Origin of the sequence: Flammeovirga aprica JL-4 (assembly GCF_012844305.1) — a bacterium.
GTDB classification, from domain to species: domain Bacteria; phylum Bacteroidota; class Bacteroidia; order Cytophagales; family Flammeovirgaceae; genus Flammeovirga; species Flammeovirga aprica.
Genome location: NZ_JABANE010000095.1, coordinates 1 through 25,214 on the forward strand (window position 1 = coordinate 1; position 25,214 = coordinate 25,214).

Annotated in this window: 20 protein-coding genes; 8 read left to right on the forward strand and 12 right to left on the reverse strand. The window is 34.5% G+C overall.

Annotated features, from left to right (window positions below; all coding sequences use genetic code 11):
• The 3 genes from HHU12_RS25495 to HHU12_RS25505 form a co-directional block, all read right to left on the reverse strand.
• A partial coding sequence (locus tag HHU12_RS25495; RefSeq protein ID WP_169659564.1) for a DEAD/DEAH box helicase occupies positions 1 to 1,086 on the reverse strand: 1,086 nt, incomplete at its 3' end.
• A gap of 2 nt (positions 1,087 to 1,088) precedes the next feature.
• Positions 1,089 to 1,616, reverse strand: coding sequence for a hypothetical protein (locus tag HHU12_RS25500; protein WP_205959990.1), 528 nt, complete (start codon positions 1,614 to 1,616; stop codon positions 1,089 to 1,091).
• Between the two features lie 144 nt (positions 1,617 to 1,760).
• Positions 1,761 to 2,456 (reverse strand): Dph6-related ATP pyrophosphatase, encoded by a 696-nt coding sequence (locus tag HHU12_RS25505; RefSeq protein WP_169659566.1) that lies wholly within the window; start codon positions 2,454 to 2,456, stop codon positions 1,761 to 1,763.
• A gap of 282 nt (positions 2,457 to 2,738) precedes the next feature.
• On the opposite strand from HHU12_RS25505, the gene cysS reads away from it, so the two are divergent.
• The 5 genes from cysS to HHU12_RS25530 all read left to right on the forward strand — a co-directional run bounded on the left by cysS (position 2,739) and on the right by HHU12_RS25530 (position 10,270).
• Positions 2,739 to 4,244 carry a cysteine--tRNA ligase gene (cysS, locus tag HHU12_RS25510; protein ID WP_169659567.1) on the forward strand — a complete coding sequence of 502 codons (1,506 nt, stop codon included), beginning with the start codon at positions 2,739 to 2,741 and terminating at the stop codon, positions 4,242 to 4,244.
• Between the two features lie 329 nt (positions 4,245 to 4,573).
• Entirely contained in the window at positions 4,574 to 5,677 is a 1,104-nt protein-coding gene (locus HHU12_RS25515; RefSeq protein ID WP_169659568.1) for a T9SS type A sorting domain-containing protein, read from the forward strand.
• Between the two features lie 389 nt (positions 5,678 to 6,066).
• Positions 6,067 to 7,269, forward strand: a complete 1,203-nt coding sequence (locus tag HHU12_RS25520; RefSeq protein ID WP_169659569.1) for a T9SS type A sorting domain-containing protein — start codon at positions 6,067 to 6,069, stop codon at positions 7,267 to 7,269.
• 442 nt (positions 7,270 to 7,711) lie between these two features.
• Complete coding sequence (locus HHU12_RS25525; RefSeq protein ID WP_169659570.1) at positions 7,712 to 8,851, forward strand: T9SS type A sorting domain-containing protein; 1,140 nt, start codon at positions 7,712 to 7,714, stop codon at positions 8,849 to 8,851.
• A gap of 264 nt (positions 8,852 to 9,115) precedes the next feature.
• Positions 9,116 to 10,270 carry a T9SS type A sorting domain-containing protein gene (locus HHU12_RS25530; RefSeq protein ID WP_169659571.1) on the forward strand — a complete coding sequence of 385 codons (1,155 nt, stop codon included), beginning with the start codon at positions 9,116 to 9,118 and terminating at the stop codon, positions 10,268 to 10,270.
• A 108-nt stretch (positions 10,271 to 10,378) separates the two neighbouring features.
• Here the strand turns inward: HHU12_RS25530 and HHU12_RS25535 are convergent, their stop codons facing one another.
• The 4 genes from HHU12_RS25535 to HHU12_RS25550 all read right to left on the reverse strand — a co-directional run bounded on the left by HHU12_RS25535 (position 10,379) and on the right by HHU12_RS25550 (position 13,750).
• Positions 10,379 to 11,047 carry an AlbA family DNA-binding domain-containing protein gene (locus HHU12_RS25535; RefSeq protein WP_169659572.1) on the reverse strand — a complete coding sequence of 223 codons (669 nt, stop codon included), beginning with the start codon at positions 11,045 to 11,047 and terminating at the stop codon, positions 10,379 to 10,381.
• Between the two features lie 319 nt (positions 11,048 to 11,366).
• On the reverse strand, positions 11,367 to 11,744 hold the full coding sequence (locus HHU12_RS25540) for a hypothetical protein (protein WP_169659573.1): 378 nt from the start codon (positions 11,742 to 11,744) through the stop codon (positions 11,367 to 11,369).
• Positions 11,745 to 11,751: 7 nt separating this feature from the next.
• On the reverse strand, positions 11,752 to 13,245 hold the full coding sequence (gene accC / locus HHU12_RS25545) for an acetyl-CoA carboxylase biotin carboxylase subunit (RefSeq protein ID WP_169659574.1): 1,494 nt from the start codon (positions 13,243 to 13,245) through the stop codon (positions 11,752 to 11,754).
• 70 nt (positions 13,246 to 13,315) lie between these two features.
• A complete protein-coding gene (locus HHU12_RS25550; RefSeq protein WP_169659575.1) occupies positions 13,316 to 13,750 on the reverse strand; it encodes a hypothetical protein in 435 nt (144 codons plus the stop codon).
• 186 nt (positions 13,751 to 13,936) lie between these two features.
• Between HHU12_RS25550 and HHU12_RS25555 the strand changes: the two genes are divergently transcribed.
• A complete protein-coding gene (locus HHU12_RS25555; RefSeq protein ID WP_169659576.1) occupies positions 13,937 to 15,265 on the forward strand; it encodes a tetratricopeptide repeat protein in 1,329 nt (442 codons plus the stop codon).
• Positions 15,266 to 15,335: 70 nt separating this feature from the next.
• Here HHU12_RS25555 and HHU12_RS25560 read toward each other — a convergent pair whose 3' ends face one another.
• The 3 genes from HHU12_RS25560 to HHU12_RS25570 are packed head-to-tail and all read right to left on the reverse strand — an operon-like array spanning position 15,336 to position 19,921.
• Complete coding sequence (locus tag HHU12_RS25560) at positions 15,336 to 16,745, reverse strand: hypothetical protein (RefSeq protein WP_205959991.1); 1,410 nt, start codon at positions 16,743 to 16,745, stop codon at positions 15,336 to 15,338.
• Between the two features lie 48 nt (positions 16,746 to 16,793).
• A complete protein-coding gene (locus tag HHU12_RS25565) occupies positions 16,794 to 19,226 on the reverse strand; it encodes an ABC transporter permease (protein WP_169659578.1) in 2,433 nt (810 codons plus the stop codon).
• A 2-nt stretch (positions 19,227 to 19,228) separates the two neighbouring features.
• The gene (locus HHU12_RS25570) at positions 19,229 to 19,921 is read right to left on the reverse strand and encodes an ABC transporter ATP-binding protein (RefSeq protein ID WP_169659579.1); all 693 of its coding nucleotides are present in this window, start codon (positions 19,919 to 19,921) and stop codon (positions 19,229 to 19,231) included.
• Between the two features lie 258 nt (positions 19,922 to 20,179).
• On the opposite strand from HHU12_RS25570, the gene HHU12_RS25575 reads away from it, so the two are divergent.
• Entirely contained in the window at positions 20,180 to 20,416 is a 237-nt protein-coding gene (locus HHU12_RS25575) for a hypothetical protein (protein WP_044201461.1), read from the forward strand.
• A gap of 88 nt (positions 20,417 to 20,504) precedes the next feature.
• Here the strand turns inward: HHU12_RS25575 and HHU12_RS25580 are convergent, their stop codons facing one another.
• Positions 20,505 to 21,308 (reverse strand): hypothetical protein, encoded by an 804-nt coding sequence (locus HHU12_RS25580; RefSeq protein WP_169659580.1) that lies wholly within the window; start codon positions 21,306 to 21,308, stop codon positions 20,505 to 20,507.
• A 164-nt stretch (positions 21,309 to 21,472) separates the two neighbouring features.
• Positions 21,473 to 22,282 (reverse strand): hypothetical protein, encoded by an 810-nt coding sequence (locus tag HHU12_RS25585; RefSeq protein ID WP_169659581.1) that lies wholly within the window; start codon positions 22,280 to 22,282, stop codon positions 21,473 to 21,475.
• A 258-nt stretch (positions 22,283 to 22,540) separates the two neighbouring features.
• Between HHU12_RS25585 and HHU12_RS25590 the strand changes: the two genes are divergently transcribed.
• Complete coding sequence (locus HHU12_RS25590; RefSeq protein WP_169659582.1) at positions 22,541 to 24,934, forward strand: DNA topoisomerase 3; 2,394 nt, start codon at positions 22,541 to 22,543, stop codon at positions 24,932 to 24,934.
• Positions 24,935 to 25,214 lie beyond the last annotated feature (280 nt).

Sequence of the window (25,214 nt, forward strand, 5' to 3'; positions counted from 1 at the left end):
TTCTTGATCGTTCTCTAACACCAGTTTCTTTCCTGCAATCCCCCCATGCATTCTGATAAAATGCTCTACTTTTTTGATGTGCTGTGAAAACGTTTTATCATTTCTCTTTTCATGAAATATCAAATGGTTAAAAAGTACTTCCAACCAGTATTTGTCTAACTGAGGAAGTTTTTTCTTTTTATTCCCTGTAATCTCAAAATGAAAACCTGACAGTTCCTGTTGATTGGCAGAAAGGTAAATCAAAAAGGAAGAATAGATTTCTATGTTGTCATAAATCCATTCTAAGTTCAATTTAGGGTTTTGAATAGCAGGATGATTATTTAAATAATCAACGAGAAAAGTATCTGCTACAATTTGATCTGTAATTGCTTTTGTACTTGCTCTGTGATTATAAATAATGGAAAGTTCATCTTGAATTGGTTCTGAAAAATGAATGTAATCTTGATGAGGACATAAATTACGTTCTTTCACCAGCTCAGGAACACTGATTTCAGTATCAATTGGGCCATTTAATTCTATATACCTCTCCCACTCTGAAAAAGAAACATCATAAGGCGGTGTAGCAGTCAAGCCTACAACTTTTGGCTTCAGTTTATTTTTTAATGCCATTAAAGTCTGCCACCATGCATTTTTGAGGTGATGGGCTTCATCCAAAACTATGGTTCCAAAATCAAGCCCTTCAAAATTACAATCAACTGTTTCTTCCTCTTCTACTTCATCGTCTTTAGCACCAAGAGCATGTAGAGCATGATAAGTGGTAACAGTAAGGAATTTTGGTTCTTTTATATTGTTTGAAATCCAATCGGGAGTGGTGGAGACTTGTAAAAATAGATCACAGAAGCGTTGAATCCATTGATTTCTAATCGCAATTGTAGGGGCAAGTATTAATGTCGGTTGATTTATTTCTAACATCACCTGCAATCCTAAGACCGTTTTTCCAGATCCTGGAGGTGCAATCACATGCAAATGATCATCTGTAAGATGAGTAGACAATTCATCTAAAACTCTTCTTTGATACTTTCGCCAGTTATATTTAAAAGTTATGTTTTCAGGAAATTTGTTTAGTAGGTTTTCAGACACATTCATTATTATTTATTCAGGCCCAATGCCTTTATTAATTGTTCTAGTTCTTGCTCTGGAGTATATGGATTTTCAATAACAAGGTTCTTACCACACTTCAGAAAGTAAGTTCTACCTAAATAAGAACTCATTAAATCTATACTAAGGCTTCCGTTTTTATAAGCTTTATATAGTAAGGGGAATTTCCCATTTCGCTTATCAATATCTCTAATATGCTGATATACAAAAAATGGACTATTGATGGCCATAATACTGAAGTATTTCGGCGAAGGGAAACCATACTGACTGATATAAAAATCTATTTTGAATTGGTTTACTTTATCCACCTCCATTAATTGTTCAGCTAAGTCTTGGTATTCAGGTGAATCGGTTCCGAATTTGGTTACGATATCATGAAAAACCATCGGATTACGTACCTTTTGATCATCTTCTAAAACTTTCATCAGATACTTTTCTCTTTTTCCAATGCTGTCCAGTGTGAGAATTTCTTTTTCAATGGCTTCCTTATCTAAAGAGGAACAGCCAGCAGCCAGCAAACAGCAATAAAATCAGGCAGTAAAAAACGTGTGGTATTTTTAACATAAGTAGATAAACACTATTCAAAAAAATATGCTTTACAAGCGCCTAAATTAAGCATTTTATAAAGCATATTCTATTGTGAAGTTAATTTTGACTTTAATCTATTCAGCAGGTACTAAATCACAGAAATGCACTTTAGAATTGATATCATTTCCATCTGCATCTTTGTAATTGTACTCTCTGATAGTTTTAGTACCAACTGTAAAATCAACAGGTTCAGAGAAGATTGGTCCATCATAAACAAACGTATGGAACTCTCCATTTTCTCCACAAGGATCCACTCCTTCAGGAAGATCATTGTAGAAGTTCATATCCAGCACCCTGCCATTGAATTTTTCGCCTAAGTTGTCATTAGCCGCTACTACAATAGCTTTGAAACCAGCCTCCACAAACTCTTTGAATAATTTATGTGTGTCTCCACCCCAAAGTGGAAAATGACATTTCAAACCTACTTTAGCCATTTTATCTTCACGGTATTGTCTCAAATCCTCCAAGAAAATATCACCCAAAACAAGATCTTTCATTCCAGCATCCACAAAAGGAGCTAAACTTTTGGCAAGTTCTCTGTCATAAGTATCATGCGAAGAGTCTTCCTCTAAATACATTTTATGCAATGGAATACCAATAGATTCTGCCTGCTTATCCAAAAGTTCTTCCCTTACACCATGCATACTGATTCTTTTGTATTCAGCAGAAAGTGACGTCAACAGACCTTTGATTTCCCACTCTTTCAAGGCTTTAAATAAGGCAAAAGATGAATCTTTACCACCACTCCATTGAAATAATGCTTTTTTCATTTATTTCTAAACTTTATTTTATTACTTTTGATCATTCAATTGACGGTAATTTATGAAAAGCATTTTAAATATCGCCCCGATAAAGATCACCATCCTACGATGTTGTTGATTGTCAATGTTTAATTTTATGCATCCCCCGCATAAAATAGATTACCCCTATCCTAATAATTTTTAAGAAACAAATTTCCTCTACGGATCATTGTGTAATTTTCTCTCTATCTTTTTAGAAGAATGTTTTGCATCTTTGTGACCCCGTTTAGGTCCAAAATAAAAATTGCGCTCATGCAACCAGATTTAAGAAAACAACTGAAGGTATACAATACGTTATCACGTAAAAAAGAACTATTCCAAGCCATTAATCCACCTTTTGTAGGGATGTATGTATGTGGTCCAACCGTATATGGTGACGCCCATTTAGGCCATGCCAGACCTGCCATTACTTTTGATGTTATTTTCAGGTACTTCAAGCATCAGGATTACAAAGTGCGTTATGTTCGTAATATCACAGATGTTGGACACCTTGTGGGTGATGCAGATGAAGGTGAAGATAAAATTGCAAAAAAAGCAAAGTTAGAACAGATTGAGCCAATGGAAGTGGTGCAGTATTACACGGACCGCTATCATAATGACATGTCTGCTTTAAACGTTCTTCCTCCAAGTATTGAGCCTCGTGCTACTGGGCATATCATTGAGCAGATCGAAATGATTCAGAAAATCATAGAGTCAGGTTATGCTTATGAGTCCAATGGTTCTGTATATTTTGATGTTGTAAAATACAATGAGGACAAAGAATACGGTGCTTTATCAGGTAGAAATATAGAAGAAATGCTTGAAGGTACTCGTAACCTAGACGGTATGAGCGACAAGAAAAACCAAGTGGACTTTGCACTTTGGAAAAAGGCTGAACCAGAACACATCATGCGTTGGAATTCTCCTTGGTCTGAAGGTTTCCCAGGGTGGCACCTTGAATGTTCTGCAATGTCAAGAAAATACTTAGGAGATCATTTTGATATTCACGGTGGAGGTATGGATTTAAAATTCCCTCACCATGAAGCAGAAATTGCTCAATCAAATGCTTGCAATCATGTAGAGCCTGCTAAGTATTGGCTTCACAATAACCTGATTACAATCAACGGTCAGAAAATGGGTAAATCTTTGGGTAACTTTATCACTTTGGAAGAGTTATTTGAAGGTAAGCACGACCTATTAGAAGAGGCTTATTCACCAATGACCATCCGTTTCTTTATTCTTCAGGCACAATACAGAAGTACATTGGATTTCTCTAATGATGCGCTAAAAGCGGCACGTAAAGGGTACAGAAAAGTGATGAATGGTCTTCGTTTGGCGAAAAGTATGGAATACAAGGCCGATGAAAGTGTTGAGGTAAATGAAAAACAAGCCAAAAACATTGAAAGCATTATCAACTCTATCTACAGAGGTATGAATGATGACTTCAATACAGCAGTTGCTATGGCAGGTATTTTCAATTTATTAAAGAAAATCAATGCTGTTCATGGTGGTAATATCCCTGCTGCACAATTAGGAGAAAAAGCTTTCAATGATATGATTTCTTATTACATTACATTCATTGAAGATGTTTTAGGACTGAAAGAAGAAACTCCTGATCACTTCTTCCAAGCTTTAGATTATATCATCAAAGATTATTCAACGGCTAAAGAAGTAAGAGATTACGACAAAGTAGACGCTATCAGATCACAGTTGAAAGACATGGGTGTAGTGGTAAAAGATACCAAAACCGGTGTGGAATGGGCTTATGATGAAGTATAGAATTTAATTGATAATCAATACAATAGAGAAAGGTCTTCAGCAATGAAGGCCTTTTTTTTGCAACACACCCTGCCTTTTTTCAACTACAAAAGAGTAAAATAATCTATTTTTCATGCAAAAAGTGACAAAACATTACAATAGCAACGAAAATTATTATTTAGCTCAGGGAACTTTTTGTTGTTAATAATTGTTTACATTAAATTTGCACTATATAAAGAATCGTAGGCTACTTTTCTTATAATTTGATGACTTTTTCCAAACAAATCTTAATACCCCTCGTAATTTGATTTAACTTCTAATAGTCAACTTACTATATAAATCTAAATACTATGTCTAAATATCTACTTGTACTTTGCCTTATTTTTTCCCTTTCACATTATATCCATGTCCATGGACAGGTTTGTGCGGGAGGTATAGATCCAATTTACACTGCTAACAACACAACTCTAGATAATGGTTATAGCTGTGAAGATGTTGTTTTGGGTGATGGAGTCAACTCAACCTCTATGAAAATTCAAAATAAGTTTGCAGATGGTGAAGCTGTAATCATCTATGATAACTTAACAGTAAAAGCTTATACAACCCTTAGTATCGAAAATAATTCATTGCTAGTTGTTGTTGGAACTCTAACAATTGAAGAGAATGCTGTAATCAGTACTAAAGGCACTGGTTATATTTATAGTCATGTAGGTATAAATGGCGACGGAACAATAGTTTTTAAAAATGGTAATCCATCATCTGCTCAACCTTACACAAACGGTTCAATTTCTGGTGTAGGTGGAGACAATAATGTTAGTGGTGGTAATAGAGAGACTTTAAGTACTGACGTACCTGAAATAGGTGCTATTTTAGATGGTATTACTGAACTTCCAGTAGAACTCATTTCCTTCACTGCCTCAAAACAAGAAAGCAATGTAAAACTAGAATGGTCTACTGCATCAGAAGAAAATGCATCTCACTTTGAAGTTTATTCTTCAATTGACAATAAAAACTGGAATCTATTGGGTGATGTAGATGCAAGTGGTAATTCAGCTACTCGTATTGATTATTCATTTACTGACGACCAAGATTACCAATCTGTTGCTTATTATAAATTAGTACAATATGACTTCGATGGTCAAAACGAAACTTTTGGTCCTTTAGTCGTTCACTTCTCAGATAAAGAGAATACCTTCACTACAGAAGTTTTCCCTAACCCAAGTACAACAGGAAAAGCTTCTATCCAAATTGGAGGTATAAATCAAGGAACTACCACAACCCTTCAATTGCTCAATAGAGAAGGAAGAGTTGTGTTATTTGATACTATAGAGAATAGTAATATTACTTCTACCATTTATGAACTTGGAAATCAGGTAACATTGAAACCAGGATTATATGTCTTAAAAGTAAATTCAGGTGTTTCCCAAAGCACAAAAAAGATCATCATTCAGTAAAATAATACTACCCCTTCTCAAAACTCCAGTAGAGATTTATTAATCTACTGGAGTTTTTTTTATGCCCTTCTGATCTGCCCGAATACAGCTCCAATTCAAAAACAGAAAACCTTCAAATAGTACTATTTATTTAAGGAACTTACGAAGCAATAAAAACTAGCAATTTACACATTCCCAATTAGGTCAAAAACCATTATTTCACTGAAAAAATGTTAATTAAGTTCAACTAATGAACTATTTATAAAGAACATTTGTTTGAAAAGCACTTGCACTAATCAAAGAAATAGATAGTACAATTCTTAGATTAATTAAATATTTCAAAACATATTGAATTTTCAGACGTTTGTTGGAATAGTTCTCTACTTTCATCAATATTAACCCAAACACTTATGAATCACTTATTTACACATGTAATAAAACATATACAATTAACACTGAACACTCGTCTGCACCTACAAGTAGCATTATCGTTTTTACTGTTTATTCCTACTTTTGTGTATGGACAAAACATCAGTCTTGATGATGACAATGATAATGATTTAAGTAGCGGTGACACACACGAAACACTTCAAGGAGCCAGTGATAATGGTACCTATGAACACATAGGTGACATCACATTTACAAGTGGTGTCAATTTCTCTAACAAACTCCAAATGTCTGTAACGCCAGGACTTGGTGGAGATCCTGATACCTATAGCAACTATGTAATTATTGAGGGAAATTTAACCGTTGAAGGTGGAGCGACTGTAACAATTAATAACTCTTCTCTTTTTATTGTTACAGGTGATGTAATCATCAATGGGGATATCAGTTTCCACAACAATGGATACGTTATTGTAATTGGAGATGTAACTGGCAATGGATCTGTTTCAACTGGCCCTGGCGGAAGTGCACTTCCTGCTTATGTTGGAGGTACAATAGATACTGACAATGTCACTACTTCTGGTAATGTTGATAGCCCGCTAAATATTACTGACAATACAGTCAACAACATCTTAGATAGTGAATTACCTGCCAATTGGCAAAATGAACTTCCTGTTGAACTTATTTCGTTTACTGCTTCCAAAATCAATAATACGTGTAAATTAGAATGGTCAACAGCTTCTGAAGAAAACGCCTCACACTTTGAGGTATACTCTTCAACTGATAAAAGAAACTGGAATTTAATTGGTTCTGTTGACGCAAATGGCAATACTTCAACTCGTATTGATTACTCTTTCACTGATGAAGAAGAACACTTCACTTCCATGTACTATAAATTAGTACAGTTTGACTTTGATGGAAAAAATGAAACATTCGGTCCTTTAGTAGTCCATTTTTCTGATGAGTTAAATACTTTCAACACATCAGTTTTCCCTAATCCAAGTACAAATGGACAAGCTAAACTCCAAATTGGTGGAATTAACTCTACAATCACTATTCAATTAATCAATAAAGAAGGAAAAATAATACTAAGTGATATTATAGATAATGATAACATTACTTCAACGATTTATGAGTTGGGTAATAAAACGGTGTTACAGCCAGGTGTATATTTATTAAAGGTGAATTCTGGCACCTCTCAGAATATTGAGAAAATCATGATACAATAGATCTACATCTAAATTAAAATCCATTGATATTTCATTAAAAGATTCATAAGTAACTGTCTAATTGTCTCAATGTGCTTCGTAGCCCTCAAAAAAGTAATTTCACTTTTTTGAGGGCTTTTTTTATGAAAACAATAAATAGAATTAGTATGAGATAATTTTGAATTTGTACTTATTATCAACAGTACAGCATTTATTACATAGGTAACTAACTTAAAAAAATCTGCATTAATGTCCATTTTCACCACAAATAGTACGATTCACTTAAAAATTGACATTAAAATACTACCAGCAATGAACTTTTTCTGACATAGGGATGTTTGAGAATTAGTTGCACTTTACTAAGGATTAAATATTAAAAATCGATGATTCAACCTAATTATTAATCTTTACCAAGTATTGAGAAACCAATTTTATTTAGAAACCCAGAAATAAATATTTCAAAATGTATAAATTCTTACCTACGCAATTAATTACTCTTGTATTTATCACTACTGCTTCTTTTGCATCATTTGCCCAAACTATCAATTCAATTATTGATCAAGACATCACAATTGGAGGAGATTCATGGCCTGAGGTTTCTTCAAGTACAGGCGATGTGCAAATCAAACAGGGTGTGCCGTTTAACACTACTGTGACTTTTGATCACTTAGATGGAAGAGGTGGTAATAATAACGACATGAAGTATTATAGCGTAATCGAAGGTGATTTAATAATTGACGCAGGTCAAACAGTAATTATAGAACAGTCTTCGTATTTGGTGGTCAATGGTAACCTAACTATTAATGGTACTGTTCAATTCAACAATCACAATGGTAATACTAAACATGTGTACTTGATTGTTTTGGGTGAAGTTAATGGAACAGGTACAATCGCAGGTGGTTTAGGTACTCATGACAAACCTCCTTATGCTACAGATGAAATTATTGTACAAGGTGATCATAAAGGAGGATCAGGGTACAACATTGATGATTTAGACGCTTATATCGTTGATATCTTAAGATTAAATGGTTACGATCTTCCAGTAGAACTTATTTCATTCACAGCATCACAGACGAACAACGCTATAGCATTAAACTGGAGCACTGCTAGTGAAATGAATGCGTCTCATTTTGAAGTTTATTCATCAATCGACAATAAGAATTGGGAATTTATTGGTGAGGTAGATGCAAATGGTAACAGTAATACTCGTATAGATTACTCGTTCTATGATGAAAAAGAATACAACTCTACCGTTTATTATAAGTTAGTTCAATACGACTTTGATGGCAAAAGCGAAACATTCGGACCTTTAGTAGTTCATAGTAACACTTCTGAAAATAATTTTCACACATCAGTATTTCCCAACCCAAGCACAAACGGTAAAGCTTCATTACAAATCAGCGGTATGAACTTAGGTGCTACAACTACCATTCAACTTATTAATAAAGAAGGAAAAGCAGTGCTATATGACACAATTGATAATCAAGACATTACTTCTACAGTATACGAAATAGGAGATAAAGTAAATCTTAAATCAGGTTTCTATATTCTAAAAATTAATTCAGGCACTTCACAAAAAACAGAGAAGCTGATTATCCAATAAAATAACTACTTGACGAACTTAGACTCCTAGAGAATTCTGAATTCTTTAGGAGTTATTTTCATATATGTGGATTTCACTTTCAATAAATTTAACTTTTTAAAGAATTAATTTCACTATTGTATTAAAAAGTATTTGTACTTAACATTTCAAACTACTAATATTGCACTGAATCAAGAATTTATGTGCTTTTTCTATACTGACCAATTTTTGGCACTTTACCTTTGATGAACCATTTTTTCGATCAAATTTCGTTAAACTTAAGTGATGATGAACAAACTTTCAATAATATCACTGTTTATACAATTAAGTATATGCAGTTATTCATGGGCGCAAAATCAAAGTATTATACCTAGCATTTTAAACAACAGTACCTCTATTGGAGGTTCGGACTGGGAAAGTCTTTCTTACAGTAATGGAGATGTAAAAGTTACAGCCAATTCTGGAAGTGGGAACAATACAACTGTGACTTTTGATCATATGGAAGATCGTACTGGTAATAATAATAAAATGGATCATTTTAGTTTGATTCAAGGGAACCTTACAGTAGATGCAAATCAAACAATAGTCATAGAAGAGGCTTCATATTTAGTTGTCCTTGGAGATTTAATACTTAATGGAGAAATTAATTATGTAAATAATAATGGTCAATCAAAAGGTATTTATTTAATTGTCTATGGAGATGTAACAGGCACTGGTGATATTAATGGAGGTAGTGGTTCAAAAGATGAACCTCCATATGTAGGGGGAGAAATTGAAGATTCTATCGGTGGTGATCATAATGGAGGTAATGGAGGCAATATAGGTGACCTCGATGAAGAATATCAAAAAAAAATTGATGAAGCAATAAGTGATTTACCCGTAGAATTAGTATCCTTCACCGCATCAATCAAAAATGGTGGAATAGAAATCAACTGGTCTACTGCAACAGAAATCAATGCTTCACACTTTGAAATTTTATCTTCTACTGATAGACGAAACTGGACTTCTATTGGAGAGGTAGACGCCGCTGGTAATTCTAGTTCTCTTATCAACTATTCTTTTCTTGATGAAAGAGAATATCAAAGTGCAGTCTATTACAAACTGGTACAGTACGACTTTGATGGGCAAAATGAAACTTTTGGACCTTTAGTGGTTTATCCTTCTAATGAACTGAATACCTTAAGAACCGCTGTTTTTCCAAACCCAGCTACAAACGAGGTGATCAATGTTCAAATCAGCGGTATGAACCCCGGCAGTACAACAGTGATTCAAGTATTAACTAAAGAGGGAAAACTGATTTTTAAAGATGAGGTTAGTAATAAAAATCAAGTGGCTACAAATTATCAATTGGAGATCCACTCATCTTTGACTCCAGGATTATATATTATAAAAGTGAATTCGGGCTTACAGCAAAATATTGAGAAATTAATTGTAAGATAAGTTATTGAAATTGAAGCTTTGCAAAACAGTTGAATTCATTTCAAAAGAAAAAACTCCTAAAAAGCTAATGGGTATTTTAGGAGTTTTTTTGACTTCAATAAACCTAAACTAATTCACAATATTCATGATAAAACGGTCCTCAGGGTCCATAGGCATAGGGATAATCACATTTGTAAGGCACATTTTGATCAATACATCCATAGCTTCATGCTCTTCCAACTTTGAGACTTTTATAAAACCCGATAAAGTGATATGCTTGGATTGATCCAACATCTGCAAAACCAAACGTTCGTTTTCACCATATTCTAAAGTGTTGACTTCGTTTTTAGATTTTTCTTTTAATAATCTTCGGATCAAACGGCTCATCTGAATACTCTTGTCCACTACCCTGATATAAGCCCTGCCCGATTTTCTTTTCAAGTTGTACCATAAAAAAACAGGCTTTTTTTCGTTAGGTTCGATTTCAAAAACCAACACCTGATGTGTGCTTGAGATACTTACTTCATGAATCGTATAGTTTATTTTTTCAGAAATTCGTTCCTGAATTGCTTTCTCCAGTACAAACTTCTCTCCTTCTATATCTATAAAACCGTCAATTCGTCCATTGTCAGTCACACCTACAATCAAATAGCCACCTTCTCTGTTGGCAAAAGCAACCACTTCTTTCATGATTTTTATTGGATCGGCAGCTTTCTTCTTAAACTCGATCGTCTGACCCTCCCCTTGCTTTACTAGCTGTTTTAAAAACTTATAATCCAACTTCTGCTTAGTTTTCAAGTAAAACCCCTTCTTAACTTATTAGTATACTGCTATTTAGAATCTTATAAAATTATTCCTTTCGTATACTTAATATTTTTAGTTCACGTAAAAAAGAGTAATATTTACTATTAATAAAATACAATAATCGTTTGACCTTTTAACAACTTTCTAAATACCGTTGCTAAGGCCAATAATAGCGATTCACTGAATTTAATAATTTATACTCTATTTTACTTATAATTGAAATTAGAAAAAGAGTGTCAACTGCTATATTGACACTCTTTTTCATGTTATACCCAAATTTCATATTTTGGAATGTACTTTCTCTAAAATAGAATTAAAGAATTGGTGTTACTTCTTTCACTAATTCTAATGCATCAAAAAAGATTTTATATGACTTTCCGCTATCGCCTGAATTCCCATCACACTGACCTCCAGCACTGACAAAATAGACATACTGTTTCGTACTTCTATTGTCTAAATCTACTCTATCAGGCTTGCCTAGTACTTTTCTGACATCTGAAATACTCGTCCCAATCAATTTATCTTTGACCGCTATAAAGTCATCCTCTAATTTTTCACGGTCTCCATTACAAGCCATAGGGTCTGCTTTCCAAATATTCATATCAAATTCCTCCTGCGTAATTCCAGCAGGTTTTGCACAAGAGAAGAAAATATTTGCTAGAACAAAAAGTATAAAAAGTCTTTTTATCATTATAATATTAAGTCAATCGCCTCAGCTTCCATGGAGTAAGCAAGTTGTGCAATTCTGATGTTTCTTCAGCTTTCTTTTCTTCAAAAATCAGCTCTGAAACCAATGCAATACCTACTTTTTCTTCTTCCTCTGTAAGTGCTGAGGTTAAATATTCCGGTTTAAAAAATTTACTGACGAAGTTTGTACTAAAGTTGCCTGAAGTAAAGGCTTCGTGCTGCAGCACAAACTTACAAAATGCAAGTGTAGTTTCAAGCCCTGTGATTTTATAATCATCAATTGCCCTCAACATTTTTTGTATAGCCTCTTCCCGGTCTTTTCCCCAAACAATCAATTTACTCATCATTGGATCATAATGCGTACTTACTTCCATTCCCTGCGTATAGCCACTGTCTACTCTCACGCCTCGTCCTGCAGGTTCTATATATCTATGTAAAACTCCCGTGTCAGGCAAAAAGTTTTGGAAAGGATCTTCCGCATATACTCTCACTTCAATGGAATGTCCTGCGATCTTCAAATCTTCTTGTGTATATCCTAATTCTTCTCCTTCGGCAACACGGATCTGCTCTTTTACTAGATCAATCTGCGTAATCTCTTCCGTCACTGTGTGTTCTACTTGCAGACGGGTGTTCATCTCAAGAAAATAAAATGACTGATCTTCGTCTAAAATAAATTCTACTGTCCCTGCTCCAACATAATCACATGCTTTAGCTACATTCACGGCACTCTCGCCCATTTGCTGACGCAATTCTGGCGTTAAAACTGCCGAAGGAGCCTCTTCAATTACCTTCTGATGTCTTCGCTGAATCGAACATTCTCTCTCAAAAAGGTGCACTACATTACCGTGCTGATCCGCTAAAATCTGTATCTCAATATGTCTTGGATTCTGAATATATTTTTCGACGAATACCGACCCGTCACCAAATGAAGACGTAGCTTCAGAAACAGCCCTTTTCATTTGTGATTCAAAATCTTCGGGGTTATCCACAACTCTCATTCCTTTTCCACCTCCCCCGGCACTTGCTTTAATTAAAATGGGATACTTGATCTCATCTGCCATCTTTTTTGCAGCCGCTATATCTTCAATGGCTTCATCACCTCCGGGAACTAAAGGCACATTGTATTTCGCTACTGTAGTTTTGGCCTCTAGCTTGCTTCCCATTACCTCAATCGCTCTAGCAGAAGGACCAATAAAAGTGATTCCTTCTTCCGTAATTCTCTGTGCGAATGTTGCATTTTCTGACAAGAAACCATAGCCGGGATGCACTGCGTCTATTTGGTATTTATGGCATATTTGAAGGATTAAATCAATGTTGAGGTAAGATTTCGCCGCCGTTGCTTCTCCCACACATACTGCCTGATCAGCTAAAAAAACATGAGGAGCATCTTCATCCGCTTCACTGTAAATTGCCATAGTGAAAATCCCCAATTCCTTTGCAGAACGGATAATTCTTACAGCAATTTCACCACGGTTGGCAATCAGAAGTCTTTTGATCTTTTTCATCTTTGAATGGTTAGTGATTGTTTATTGTTTGGTGTTTTTTCTAATTTAAGACAAAGACTTCAAAAATGTGCTATTCCTTAAACCAATATTTTTCTAGTGTGGCAATAAACGTAGAGGAAACAAAACCTTTCATTCCATTCAGTGAGAATTTCTTCCCGTTAAACTGCAATTGTAGCTCTCTTACAATTCCTAACTTCGAATCTTCCACTTTTTCAATATGAGAGTGCTTAAATTCCCATTCCCAGTTTTTTAATTTCCCCTCACCGGGGATTGCCCCAATGTATTCCATTCTAGTCTCAAACAATAACAACACACCAAAAGCCCTTGAATTATCCTCTAATAATGATGCCCATATTCCTGCTTTCAAATCCTCAATACCAAGCCCTCTTTGCATCAAAACTTCTATGATTTGATCCAATACTTTTTCCAAGGTTGCATTACCATTCACCTTCACTTCCAATGCATCAAAATGCTTTCTCCAATTCTGTTTTCCTGAAGTATCCATTATTTCAATAATTCAATTAATTCTCACTATTCTTCAATCAGCAAAATTAAAAAAGTAAGAATTTGATTAAAAACATACTTACAATAAAAAATATTACTAAATTTTAAGAAGTTATTCTTATTAATATCGTTTATTAATGTATGGATAATCGAATGATACCCAATTACTTTCACAAAAAAAACCCTAATGAGAAACTATTACTTTAATTTCATTTCATGTATAATTTTATTTATATGTGCTACGACACTGACATACGCTCAAAATGATGCTGAAGATTATTATGTTAAAGGGGAAGTATTTGCTGAAACTGGCAAATATGACCAGGCAATTATGGCTTATGAAGTGGCAATAGCAAAAGACAGTAACAACCCCAAATATTTATATAAGCTTGGGATGGTTTATCTGAAATCAGGCAAAATGAATGATGCAGAACAAACTTTCCTGAAGACCATTGAGGTGGATGAAAACTATATCGATGCACACTTAAAACTTGCACTACTTTATAAAGACAAAAAGGATTTTGACAAATGTATAAAACACTTGGATCAAGCGTACAGAGTCACAACCAATGAAGACAAACAGCTAGCGTACAAAACAAGGATTATTAATATTCTTGAGATGAAAAACCGTTTTGATGAAGCTGGTCCTCATATTGAAGACGCTAAGAAAATTGCTCCTAATAATAATTATATTTTATACATGGATGCTAAATACCATAATTACATCACCAAAAATTATGAATTAGCGAAGAATAGCCTGCAATTAGCTATTGCTCAAATGGAAGAGGAAAAAGGAAAGGCACACGAACATTATTATTATGAGCTTGGGGTAGCACATCATTCGCTTGAAGATTATCAAAATGCCAATATTGCTTTTAAAGAAATTAGAGATGATAAGCTGAGAAATAAACTATCGGCCATGACTCCTGAATATCTTTACCAGGTGGCATCCGCTTATTATCAAATTTATGATTTAGAAGAAGCTAGTACTATTCTGCATTCGATCATTAAAATGAATAAATCTTTTGAGCCGGCTTATGATCTTTTAATTGAATTGGAGGAAAATAAGCTAAATCGCTCTGAGGTGATAAAATTGCTGGAACATAAAGTAAGTATACAGAAAGACAATACAGAAAAGGTGAAAATCCTTGCTGATCTTATTGATTTTGAGCTGAAGTTTGGTGATTTTGATAATGCCTTTAAGCATTTAGAAGAATTTGCCCAAAATGGTATTCCTTTGCCTGACGTTAAATTTATGGAAGCAAGAGCATACCATGCCGTCAACAATAATGAAAAGGCTATGGCTCTCCTTGAAGAATTGATTAATTATAATGGTCCTAAAGTGAAATACAGAAGTTCTTTCCTTCTAGGAACCATATTGATTGACGAGAAAAAATATAAGGAAGCCAAATTAACTTTCAATCAACCTTTCCCTGCTGAGTTTAGCATAGCGGCAAAAGAACAATTGAAGTTGATCAAGCAAAAAGAAAAAGATGTGATAGTACAAAATAAATAATCGTTTTGCTATTTAAGTACTAAGACAAAAAAAGCCTTCTCAAAAATGATAAAATTGAGAAGGCTTTTTCTTATTCTGTTATGTTTTTAAATCGATGTTTTAAAGAGGCTATCGCTTCAGCATCATCAAATATTTCGTATTGCTGCAATGTCTTCTGATATAAAGAATTCGTTCTTTCTGACTTTCCTTCTTTCTTCGCCCACTGTGATAATTGCCTCAACTTAATCAAACATTTCATAGCACTTTGCTGAATGGCTATTGTTTCAAATGCTGATGAATACAACTGATTGGAAGTTTCATACTCTTCATTCTCCCACCTCCATTCTGCTTCCATAAAATACACCCATCCTTGAAAAACCTCACTGGAATATCCTGCCCAATATTTAAAACGATCTAAAATTCTTCTCAAGGCATCAAGATTATTCTGACGGTCTTCACTTGTTGCAGTTAAATGCACTGCCTTTAGAAGCAACAGCATAGGATGCAATAAATTACCTTCATAAAGTGAGGGTTCACTATCTAAGATCATGATCACCTTCTCCTTACTTTCTTCTCTTGTAATATTGCTTAACTGCATGAGATGCATCAATGACCAAACAATGTCAGGCATCGTTTTCATCTCATCATTTCCAAACTTTTCTACTAAAAGCTTTTTCGCGTTTTCAAGACTATAACCACAAAATACCTGATACTGCAAGTACCTCAGCTTTATCACATTTCTCTGGTATTCGTCCTCTGAATTACGGATCAATTCAAAAGCTTCCTCAAGCATATCAAAGGATTTGCTGGTCATTGTAGCCCAGGGAATGATATAGGTAGCAAGGTCACATTTAAAACGTGATAACAGCCAATTGTCTTGAGTGGCACTGACCAACGAAAGGCCTGCTTCCGCATATTCTACCGCTTCAGGAACACTCTCATACCTTGCTATCATATATTTTGAAAGCGCTAAACAACCTAAAGGAGTCACCTCAGATTTTCCGTTTTCAATAGCATGATTGACGATTTCAAGAGCAATCCATTTAAATTTTTCCCAATTCTCAATTCTGGCATAGAGTGCAATAGGTGCCATCAGCTTCAACCCTAACTCCTGTTCTTCTAATTGATAATGCTCTAGGTTCATGATGGTTTCAGTAATGCTGTTTTCTCCAACATTTTCCAACAACCTTAAATGCTGTAACGACAAATCTCTATGTAAATGACCAATATCTTTTGGCATTGGGTATTCAAAAAACTGCAGTACTTCTTCTAATAAGTTATACCACTGATGTATATCAATGTACTGCGTAGAAACCGCCATTAAATCGGATAAGTAATTAGCTTGTTCTTGAGTATCTGCCATATTCAACGCAATATCAAATATCTCATCAAATGATTTCTGGTATTGTTCAGATGTAAGATGACGTATCGCTAGTTGTGTATATTTATTTTGTCCCACTTTAGTGAAGGAGGTTAAGGTATAGAAATCAATTTTAAGCAAATTTAAGAAATTTAAACTAAAAATTGTGATCTATTCTTCTTCACTGATCTAATTACTTGATTTTAAATCGGCTACAGGATTTTTAAGACCAGCTTTGATAACGTGATAACTTACCGTCAAGAACGTAAGGCAGAGTGTTACACCTCCTGAGAAAATATAGGCGTTGATGTCAATGGTAGTTTGCTGAGGGAAATTCTCCAGCCATAATTTCATGGCAAGGTAAGACAATGGCCATGCAATAAAGCAGGCACTGCCCACTAATAAAAAGAACTCTTTAGAAATAAAAAGCATGGCTTCTAAGTTTTCCATACCTAATGCTTTCCGTATGGCAATTTCTTTATTTTTCTGAACGGTTATGAAAGATGCGAGACCAAACAAGCCCAAGTTGGCAATGATCACACCGATAATAGAAAAGATCAGCGATACTTTGGCCAATCGTTCTTCCTTTTGATAAGAGGCTTCTACTTTATCTCTCAAAAGGAAAGAATCCATGAGTGTATACGGAATGTGCTGCGACCATTTTATTGAAAGCTGTCCTTCTATACGTTCCCAGTTTCTAATATTATCCAGCCTTAGCACCATATATTTCACATTAAAGGACTTCCAGAGCCTTGTGTCATTTTTTACGATAAGAAAGGGTTCAATTTCTTTATGGAAAGGTTCGTAATGAAAATCCTGCAATACGCCTTTCACCACATGTTCGCCAGCACGGTTATAAAACGACTTCCCAATTATTTCATCAGGTTTCTTATATCCTAAATAAGAAACCATTGCCTCATTAATCATCACTTCTCCGTGATCACATTGCTGATCATTCTCTATAAAATCACCTGCCACTAAATTGAAGTCAAATACATTGAAGAAATCATTTCTTATTCTTAATCCAGAATAAAAAGAAGAAGGCATGTTGATGTTGTCTTTTTTAAACTCAAATGGAAAAGTCTGCACCAACACTCCCAACACTTCATCCATACCACTTACTGACTCAACGCCATCAACGGATAAAAATGATTTTTTGATTTCCTTAAACTGTTCCATCGAATACCTCACCTCACCCAATGGGACCACAACAATATTCTTGATGTTAAAGCCTACATCTGCTTCTTTCAACAAGTTGAGTTGTTTTCTGGCTACATAGGTACTGAAAAGCAAAAACATGGCAATCACAAACTGAATAATCACACTCCATGTCCTGAATTTTTTCTGTTTTACCCCCAGCATACGTGTGACTTGTAATCCATCAATTGGCTTGAAACCAGAGAGATAATACATGGGGTAAAAACTAGAAAGTGCTCCTACAAAAATACCGCTTCCGCCTATCAGCAAACTCAATGTTCTTGAATCAATCTGTTTGATCTCAATGGTATTATCGCCTAGTATCTGATAAAGATAAGGAAACAGTAATTCCATAAATACCAAAGCACCAAACATAGAAAGCACACTCAGAATGGATGCTTCCACTAAAAACTGAATGATGATTTCAAACTGATCAGCACCAATAGCCTTTCTGATCCCCACCTCTCTTACTCTTGTCGAGTACCTTACGGCAGAAAGATTCATAAAATTGATGGAGGCAATAATCAACACGAGCAATGCGATTGCGGAAAAAATATAGATATACATGTAGTCTCCATTATGAGACATTTCATAATCTAAATCAGAGTATAAATGTATCTCCTCTATAGGCTGAAGATACAGCTGTACATAATCTCTTAAATGCTCAGGAAATTTAGTTTCGTCTTGAAGCAAAATATCAAAATCGGCTTCTAGCTCTTCCGGTCTCACTCCTTCTTTTAGCTGCACATAAGTCCAGCAAGGATTCCACTGCCAGAGGTCACCTTTCATTATATTCTTATTGGTAATCAGCAATGTAGAAAAGGAAACTAAGAGCTCAAAATCGAGATGTGTCGGGATTTTCGATTTATCAACGACTCCTGTAACCGTCAAATAATACTGGTTATCATAAAGGATTTTCTTTCCTAACGGATCTTCCTCCCCAAAATATTTCTTGGCAATTGTAGTGGTGATGATCACGCTTTGAGGATCAGAAAGCGAATTGGATTTTTTTCCTCTGACTAAAGGAAAATCAAATATTTTAAAGAAATCTTTATCGGTAAAATATAAACTAGGTTCATTGTACTGCTTTCCGTTTGCAAAAATCATATGTGAATACACCTGATGATTGAAAAAACGGACTGTACTTTCTACATAATTAGGGTAAAGGTCATTAATAGTAGGTCCTAAAGCAATAGGCACACTTGCTGATCGCTCTCCAATATCTTGTGAATCAATTACCTCAACAATCCTATAAGTTCTTTTAGAATCCACATGATTATTATCAAAGGACAATTCATATTTTACAATCAAAAACAGTAAAGCAAAAAAGGCTATTCCCATTGACATGCCAACAATGTTGACCAATGAATACAAGCCATGTTTAGCCAAGTTTCGAATTCCTATGATAATATAATTACGTAACACTATTACTTTCCTTTATTTAAGTTTTCGGTTACAATTTGCCCATCAAACAAATGGATAACTCTTGAAGCATAATCTGATGCGGCCGTTGAGTGTGTCACCATTAAAATAGTAGTTCCTAGTTCGTTTAGGTTGGTTAGCATTTCCATTACCTCTCTACCTCTTTCTGAGTCCAAATTACCCGTAGGTTCATCGGCCAGAATTAATTTAGGCTGAGAAACTACCGCACGCGCCACTGCTACTCTTTGCTGCAGTCCGCCTGAGATATGCGTTGGAAAAGCATTTTTCTTATGAGATAATTGCAAACGGTCCATGATCTTATCCACTCTGAATTTCCTTTCATTAGGAGAAACATGCTGATAGACCAATGGTAATTCTATATTTTCAAATACAGTAAGATCATCAATCAAGTTAAAGCTCTGAAATACAAAACCGATATTGGACCTTCTGAGTTCTGCTCTTCTTTTAGAGGATGCTTTAGATACTTCTTCCCCTTGGAATAATACATTGCCATTGGAGGGAACATCCAGCAAACCTGCAATATTGAGCAATGTTGTTTTTCCACAACCTGACGGCCCCATGATACAGACAAACTCTCCTTCGTGAATGTTAAGTGTCACATGACTCAAAACCTTCGTTTCGTTTTCATCTGTTGAATATGATTTTGATATATCTTTTAATTGAATGACCGACTTCATAGTTAAAAAAGTATTATAAAAACAAATATCTACAACAACCATTCATAAATCGGGGTGCTTTTCATTATCAGACAGTTAAGCAATAGTAAAGCACATCCACAATGTTCGCATGTGAACTATATGTTCGGTTACATTATACTGTACAAATCTATTAATCTATTTTATTCTTTTTAGATAAATGAACATATATTGAGAATTGTTTATTATTCTTATAGTTACAAAGTTTGTATTAACCCAAATCCACTAACCTTTAATTTTATGTTAACCTTTAAACTGCTTATAGAGAACCGGAAACAAGTCTATCACATCATCGAAAAGTACAACTTCAGGGTGATTGATTACAGACCGCACTACGAAATTGAGTTTTTCGCAAAGAGTTATCAGGACTTTAATAAAACATATTTTGATATTACCAATAAACTCCAGAATATGGATATCAATTATATCCTCTCAGACCATTTGTACGTTCCAAATCCTAATAAGAAAGGAGCTTAACTCAAAAGTACACCACCAATAAAAATCCCACAACATAAAAAAATGTTATGGGATTTATTTTTTCAGCAATGATGCAAATATTTCAGTATTAGAAGATCATCTGCATTTCTGAACATTCATCTTTATAAAGATACATCATCAATACCTTCATTGCCTCTTCCTTATTTTTTGCAGCGCCAAGCTTTTCAACTTTTTTGTAAGAAGAATCCACTGCCCAAATTTCTTTTTTATCCACCCATTGGAAAATGATACCCTTCACCATATAATAGGTTTCACCTTTAATGTTTTTAGAGTAAAGGTTGTTGTTTTCGCTTTGGAAACGGTCACCTCTAGGAGCGCCAACTTTCGCGATTACACTTCCTGTGTTAGGATTGGAGTATACTTCACATGAACATTTTCCTTGGAATTGTTCTTCTTCAATATCCGTTACATTCAGTTCCAGTACATACCATTTGCCACCTTTTGCTATAAATGTAGCAGTGATATACTCCGTACCTTTAGATAATACCTTTCCGTTGCCGTCATTCATCAATTTATACTGCAATGAAAAAGTACAAACACCTACACTTCCTTGAACTTTAGAAGTGTAAAATTTGATGTTAGATTCTCTGTGAACATTCTGATTATACTGATTGACGAAAATTGCTTTGTAATCTCCTTTTCTCAATACATGATGATACCTTTTGTTGTCTACAGATATACGAGAGACGTTGACAAGCGCGTCAGGACGAAAATATTCCATCATTTTCTCTACATGATCTTTACTGTGTCCTTTTTTATTTTGCTCAACAATATCAGAGATCAGATTCTCCATATCTTTTTCTGTTTGAGCAAAAATTGTAGAAATTGAAAAAGTCAACGAAAATAACGTGAATAGAAATAATTTTCTCATAATAACTAGCTTCGATTAATTTTTTTTAAGAGCCTTATGTTTTGTAATCAGACAAAGTAGTTTAGTTTTCTACTTAAATTACAAACTTTAAGTTAGGAGTTATTTTTTTTTATAAAAAAGAAAAGGAATCATATTCTTCATATAATTCCTTTTTCATCAATCTATTATTGAACTTTTAAGCCAAAACATTCATCTTTATAAAGATACGCTATTATTTTTTGTACTACTTGTTCATGATTTTTTGCATTATCAAGCAAGTGAAGTGGTTTCAAATCCTGATCCAGTACATAAACTTCCAAGTTCTCAGTCCATTCAAACTTCACACCTTGAACCATAAATAAATCTCTTCCTTTTACTTTCTTTCTGTACACACTATGTACATCTCTCTGGAAGTGATCCCCTTTTGGTGAAACAACTCTTGCCACCACGTTTCCAGTTTTATCATTCGAAAGCACCTCACATGAGCATGTTCCTTGGTACTTCTCACTTTCAACGTCTGTGATATTTAATTCCAAAAATTTCCAAGCTGATTCTTTTGCAATCAGAGTAGAAACAATAAACTCTGTGCCTTTTGACATCACTTTTCCATTCGCATTATTAATTAATGTATAATCGAGAGAAAAAACGGCCACCGCTGTGTTTTTTCTTACCTGAATATCATGAACCTCTAATTCATAATCTCTTCGGATATTCTCTTTATACATATTTTCATAAATCGTCTGATACTCTGTTTTTTTCAAGACTTTCTTATGTTTTTTCTCATCCATAGAAACATAAGTCATATTAATAATAGCAGATTCACTGAAGTTGTCCATCGCCTGATGCAACTCAGCTACAGGATTTTTTGATCTTCTATTTTCAACAGCATTTTCAATCAGTTTCTCAACATCTTTTTTAGATTGAGCAAATGAGCTTTGAATGGCAAACAAGCCTAGTATAAGTGCAATTAGAATGTTAGATAATGCTTTCATCATAAATATTTTTAAATAATTTGATCGATTGAATAATAACCTATACGGTGCATTATTTCATATGTTTTATCTATTTTCATTTATTCACAGTCTTTATTCAAAATACCCGAAACCTGAAATTCAGGTTATTATTCTTGATTTCAACACCTTATATAGAGTGATAATTTATTTACTTCTTGTTTTTTAGGAAAACAGGCTATATTTTCTTTTTTTTCATGATTTCAAACAAGAAATAGATTCTAAACGAAGCGAATTAAGGAAATGAAAGTTTGTATTGCCGAGAAACCAAGTGTAGCAAGAGAGATCGCCAAAATAGTGGGTGCTTCTCAGAAAAAGAATGGATACTTTGAAGGGAACGGTTATCAGATTACTTGGACTTTTGGTCATTTATGTACTTTAAAGGAGCCACACGATTATGATTCTACTTTAAAAAGGTGGGATTTGGTCACGCTTCCTATTGTTCCTGTGAAATTTGCCATTAAGCTGATTGATAATGATGGCACAAAGCAGCAGTTTAAAATCATTGAAAATCTTGTTACAAATGCCACTGAGGTCATTAACTGTGGTGATGCCGGCCAAGAAGGAGAATTAATACAACGATGGGTGCTTCATCAGGCAAAATGTAAAGTTCCTGTAAAACGTCTCTGGATTTCATCGCTGACAGAAGAAGCTATTCGCAAAGGGTTTCAAAATCTTCAGTCTGAAAAAGAATTTGACTTATTATATGCTGCCGGAAGTGCAAGAGCTATCGGTGATTGGCTGTTGGGAATTAATGCTACACGTTTATATACTATTAAGTATGGCGGCTATAAACAACTGCTTTCTATAGGTAGGGTACAAACGCCTACTCTTGCCTTAATCACAAACCGCTATTTGGAAATTCAGAATTTCAAAAGTGAAAAATACTGGGAACTGAAAACCAAATACAGAGAGGTCACTTTTAGTGCTACTAAAGGCAGGTTCGAAAAAGAAGAGGAAGTAAAGGCTACTTTTGAATATATAAAGGATAAAGAGTTTGAAATTGTTTCTTTTAAAAGAAAAGAAGGCAATGAGACACACCCTTATTTATTTGATTTGACCTCTTTGCAGGTGGAATGCAATAAAAAGTTCAGTTTCTCTGCAGAACAGACCCTCAAAATTGCTCAAAGCCTGTATGAAAAGAAGTTTCTTACTTACCCCCGTGTAGATACTACTTTCCTTCCTAATAACTTATATCCAGAAATTGGCCCTACTTTAAAGGCATTGACAAAGTTTGCACAGGAAACGGCACCTCTTTTTGGCAAACCTTTCAGAAAAACCAAAAAGGTATTTAATGATCAGAAAGTAACAGATCACCATGCCATCATACCAACTAAAATAGCGGCTAGAGGATTGACAAGTCAGGAAGCGGCCGTATACGATTTAGTGGCTATTCGTTTTATTGCGGCTTTTTACCCAGACTGTAAAGTAGCAAAGACTGAAGTGCTAGGTAAAGTGGAAAAGGTGAATTTCAAAACAACAGGTAGAGAAATCTTAGAACCTGGATGGAGAATACTTTTCAAAAAAGAAGAAGAGGAAGAAAAGAAAAGAAAGAAGAAAAAGGGAGAAGAGGAAGAAGAACAAACTTTGCCGACTTTCCAGCAAGGTGAAAAAGGACCTCACAAACCATTCATTAATAATAAGGAAACAAAACCGCCAAAACTTTATACAGAAGCTACGCTACTGAGAGCGATGGAAACCGCTGGTAAAAGCATTGATGATGAAGAATTAAGAAAAGCAATGAAAGAAAATGGTATTGGGCGTCCTTCCACAAGGGCCAATATTATTGAAACACTGTTTAAAAGAAAATATATAGAGAAGCAAAGAAAATCACTCGTCCCTACTCAAGCGGGATTAAGTTTGATACAAACGATTCAGAATGAATTATTGAAATCAGCAGAACTTACAGGGATATGGGAGAAAAAACTGCGTCAAATTGAAGATGGCGACTATGATATCAATCTATTTATGAATGAAATCAAAGAAATGGTTACAGAAGTGGTGCAGAATGTGAAAATGCGACGTTCTAATTTTAAAATAGAAACCCCTACTTCTTCTTTACCAAAGGTTTCATCAACTTCCAATAAAAAGAAAACTGAACCGAAAGAAATAAAACTGACCTGTCCTAAGTGTAAAAGCAGAGAAGTAATGAAAGGAAATACAGCTTATGGCTGTTTGGGATGGAAAACGAAAGAATGTGATTTCTTGGTTCCTTTTAAATATGAAAACAAGAAACTGACGGATAAACAAATACAATCCCTGATCATAAAAGGAAGTACTCCTGAGATAAAAGGTATAAAAATAGACGGCGCCTCTGTAAACGGCATTCTGAAATTAAATGATCATTATAAGATAGAATTACAAAAAGTAGAAGAAAAGCCATTAATCTGTCCAAAATGTCAGAAAGGTCAGATTTTAGAGGGAAAAACTGCTTTTGGGTGTGGAAATTGGAAAAATGGGTGTGATTTCAGAGTGAATTATGAAGTTTTCGGTAAAAAAATCACAAAAACGCAGTTAAAGTCACTAATCCAGAAGGGTTCAACCTCAAAAATTAAGGGATTTTCAGAAAATTCATGGAATATTTCAGAAGGAAGGTTAAAATTTAACCCTAATTTCTCAATTAAGATAATTGAATAACACTTCAAGGTTTATTTTTCAACTAAAAACTAACGAAACAATTCTTTTCCGTTGAAACATCGTTAAAAAAACACCCTTTTTTTTAAAAATTATCTATTTTTTTATAGGAATAGGTCAATTTTTCATGTTAAGATTTGCAAACATTAATCTTTACCTCTACAATTGTATTAGAAATCGAGGGAAACAAAGCGAAAAGACTTCCATCTGATTAGCCGTTTCCTTTTATAGATGTGAGTGATCCGTTTATTGAGTATCCCTCAATAAGCGGGTGTTTCACTCT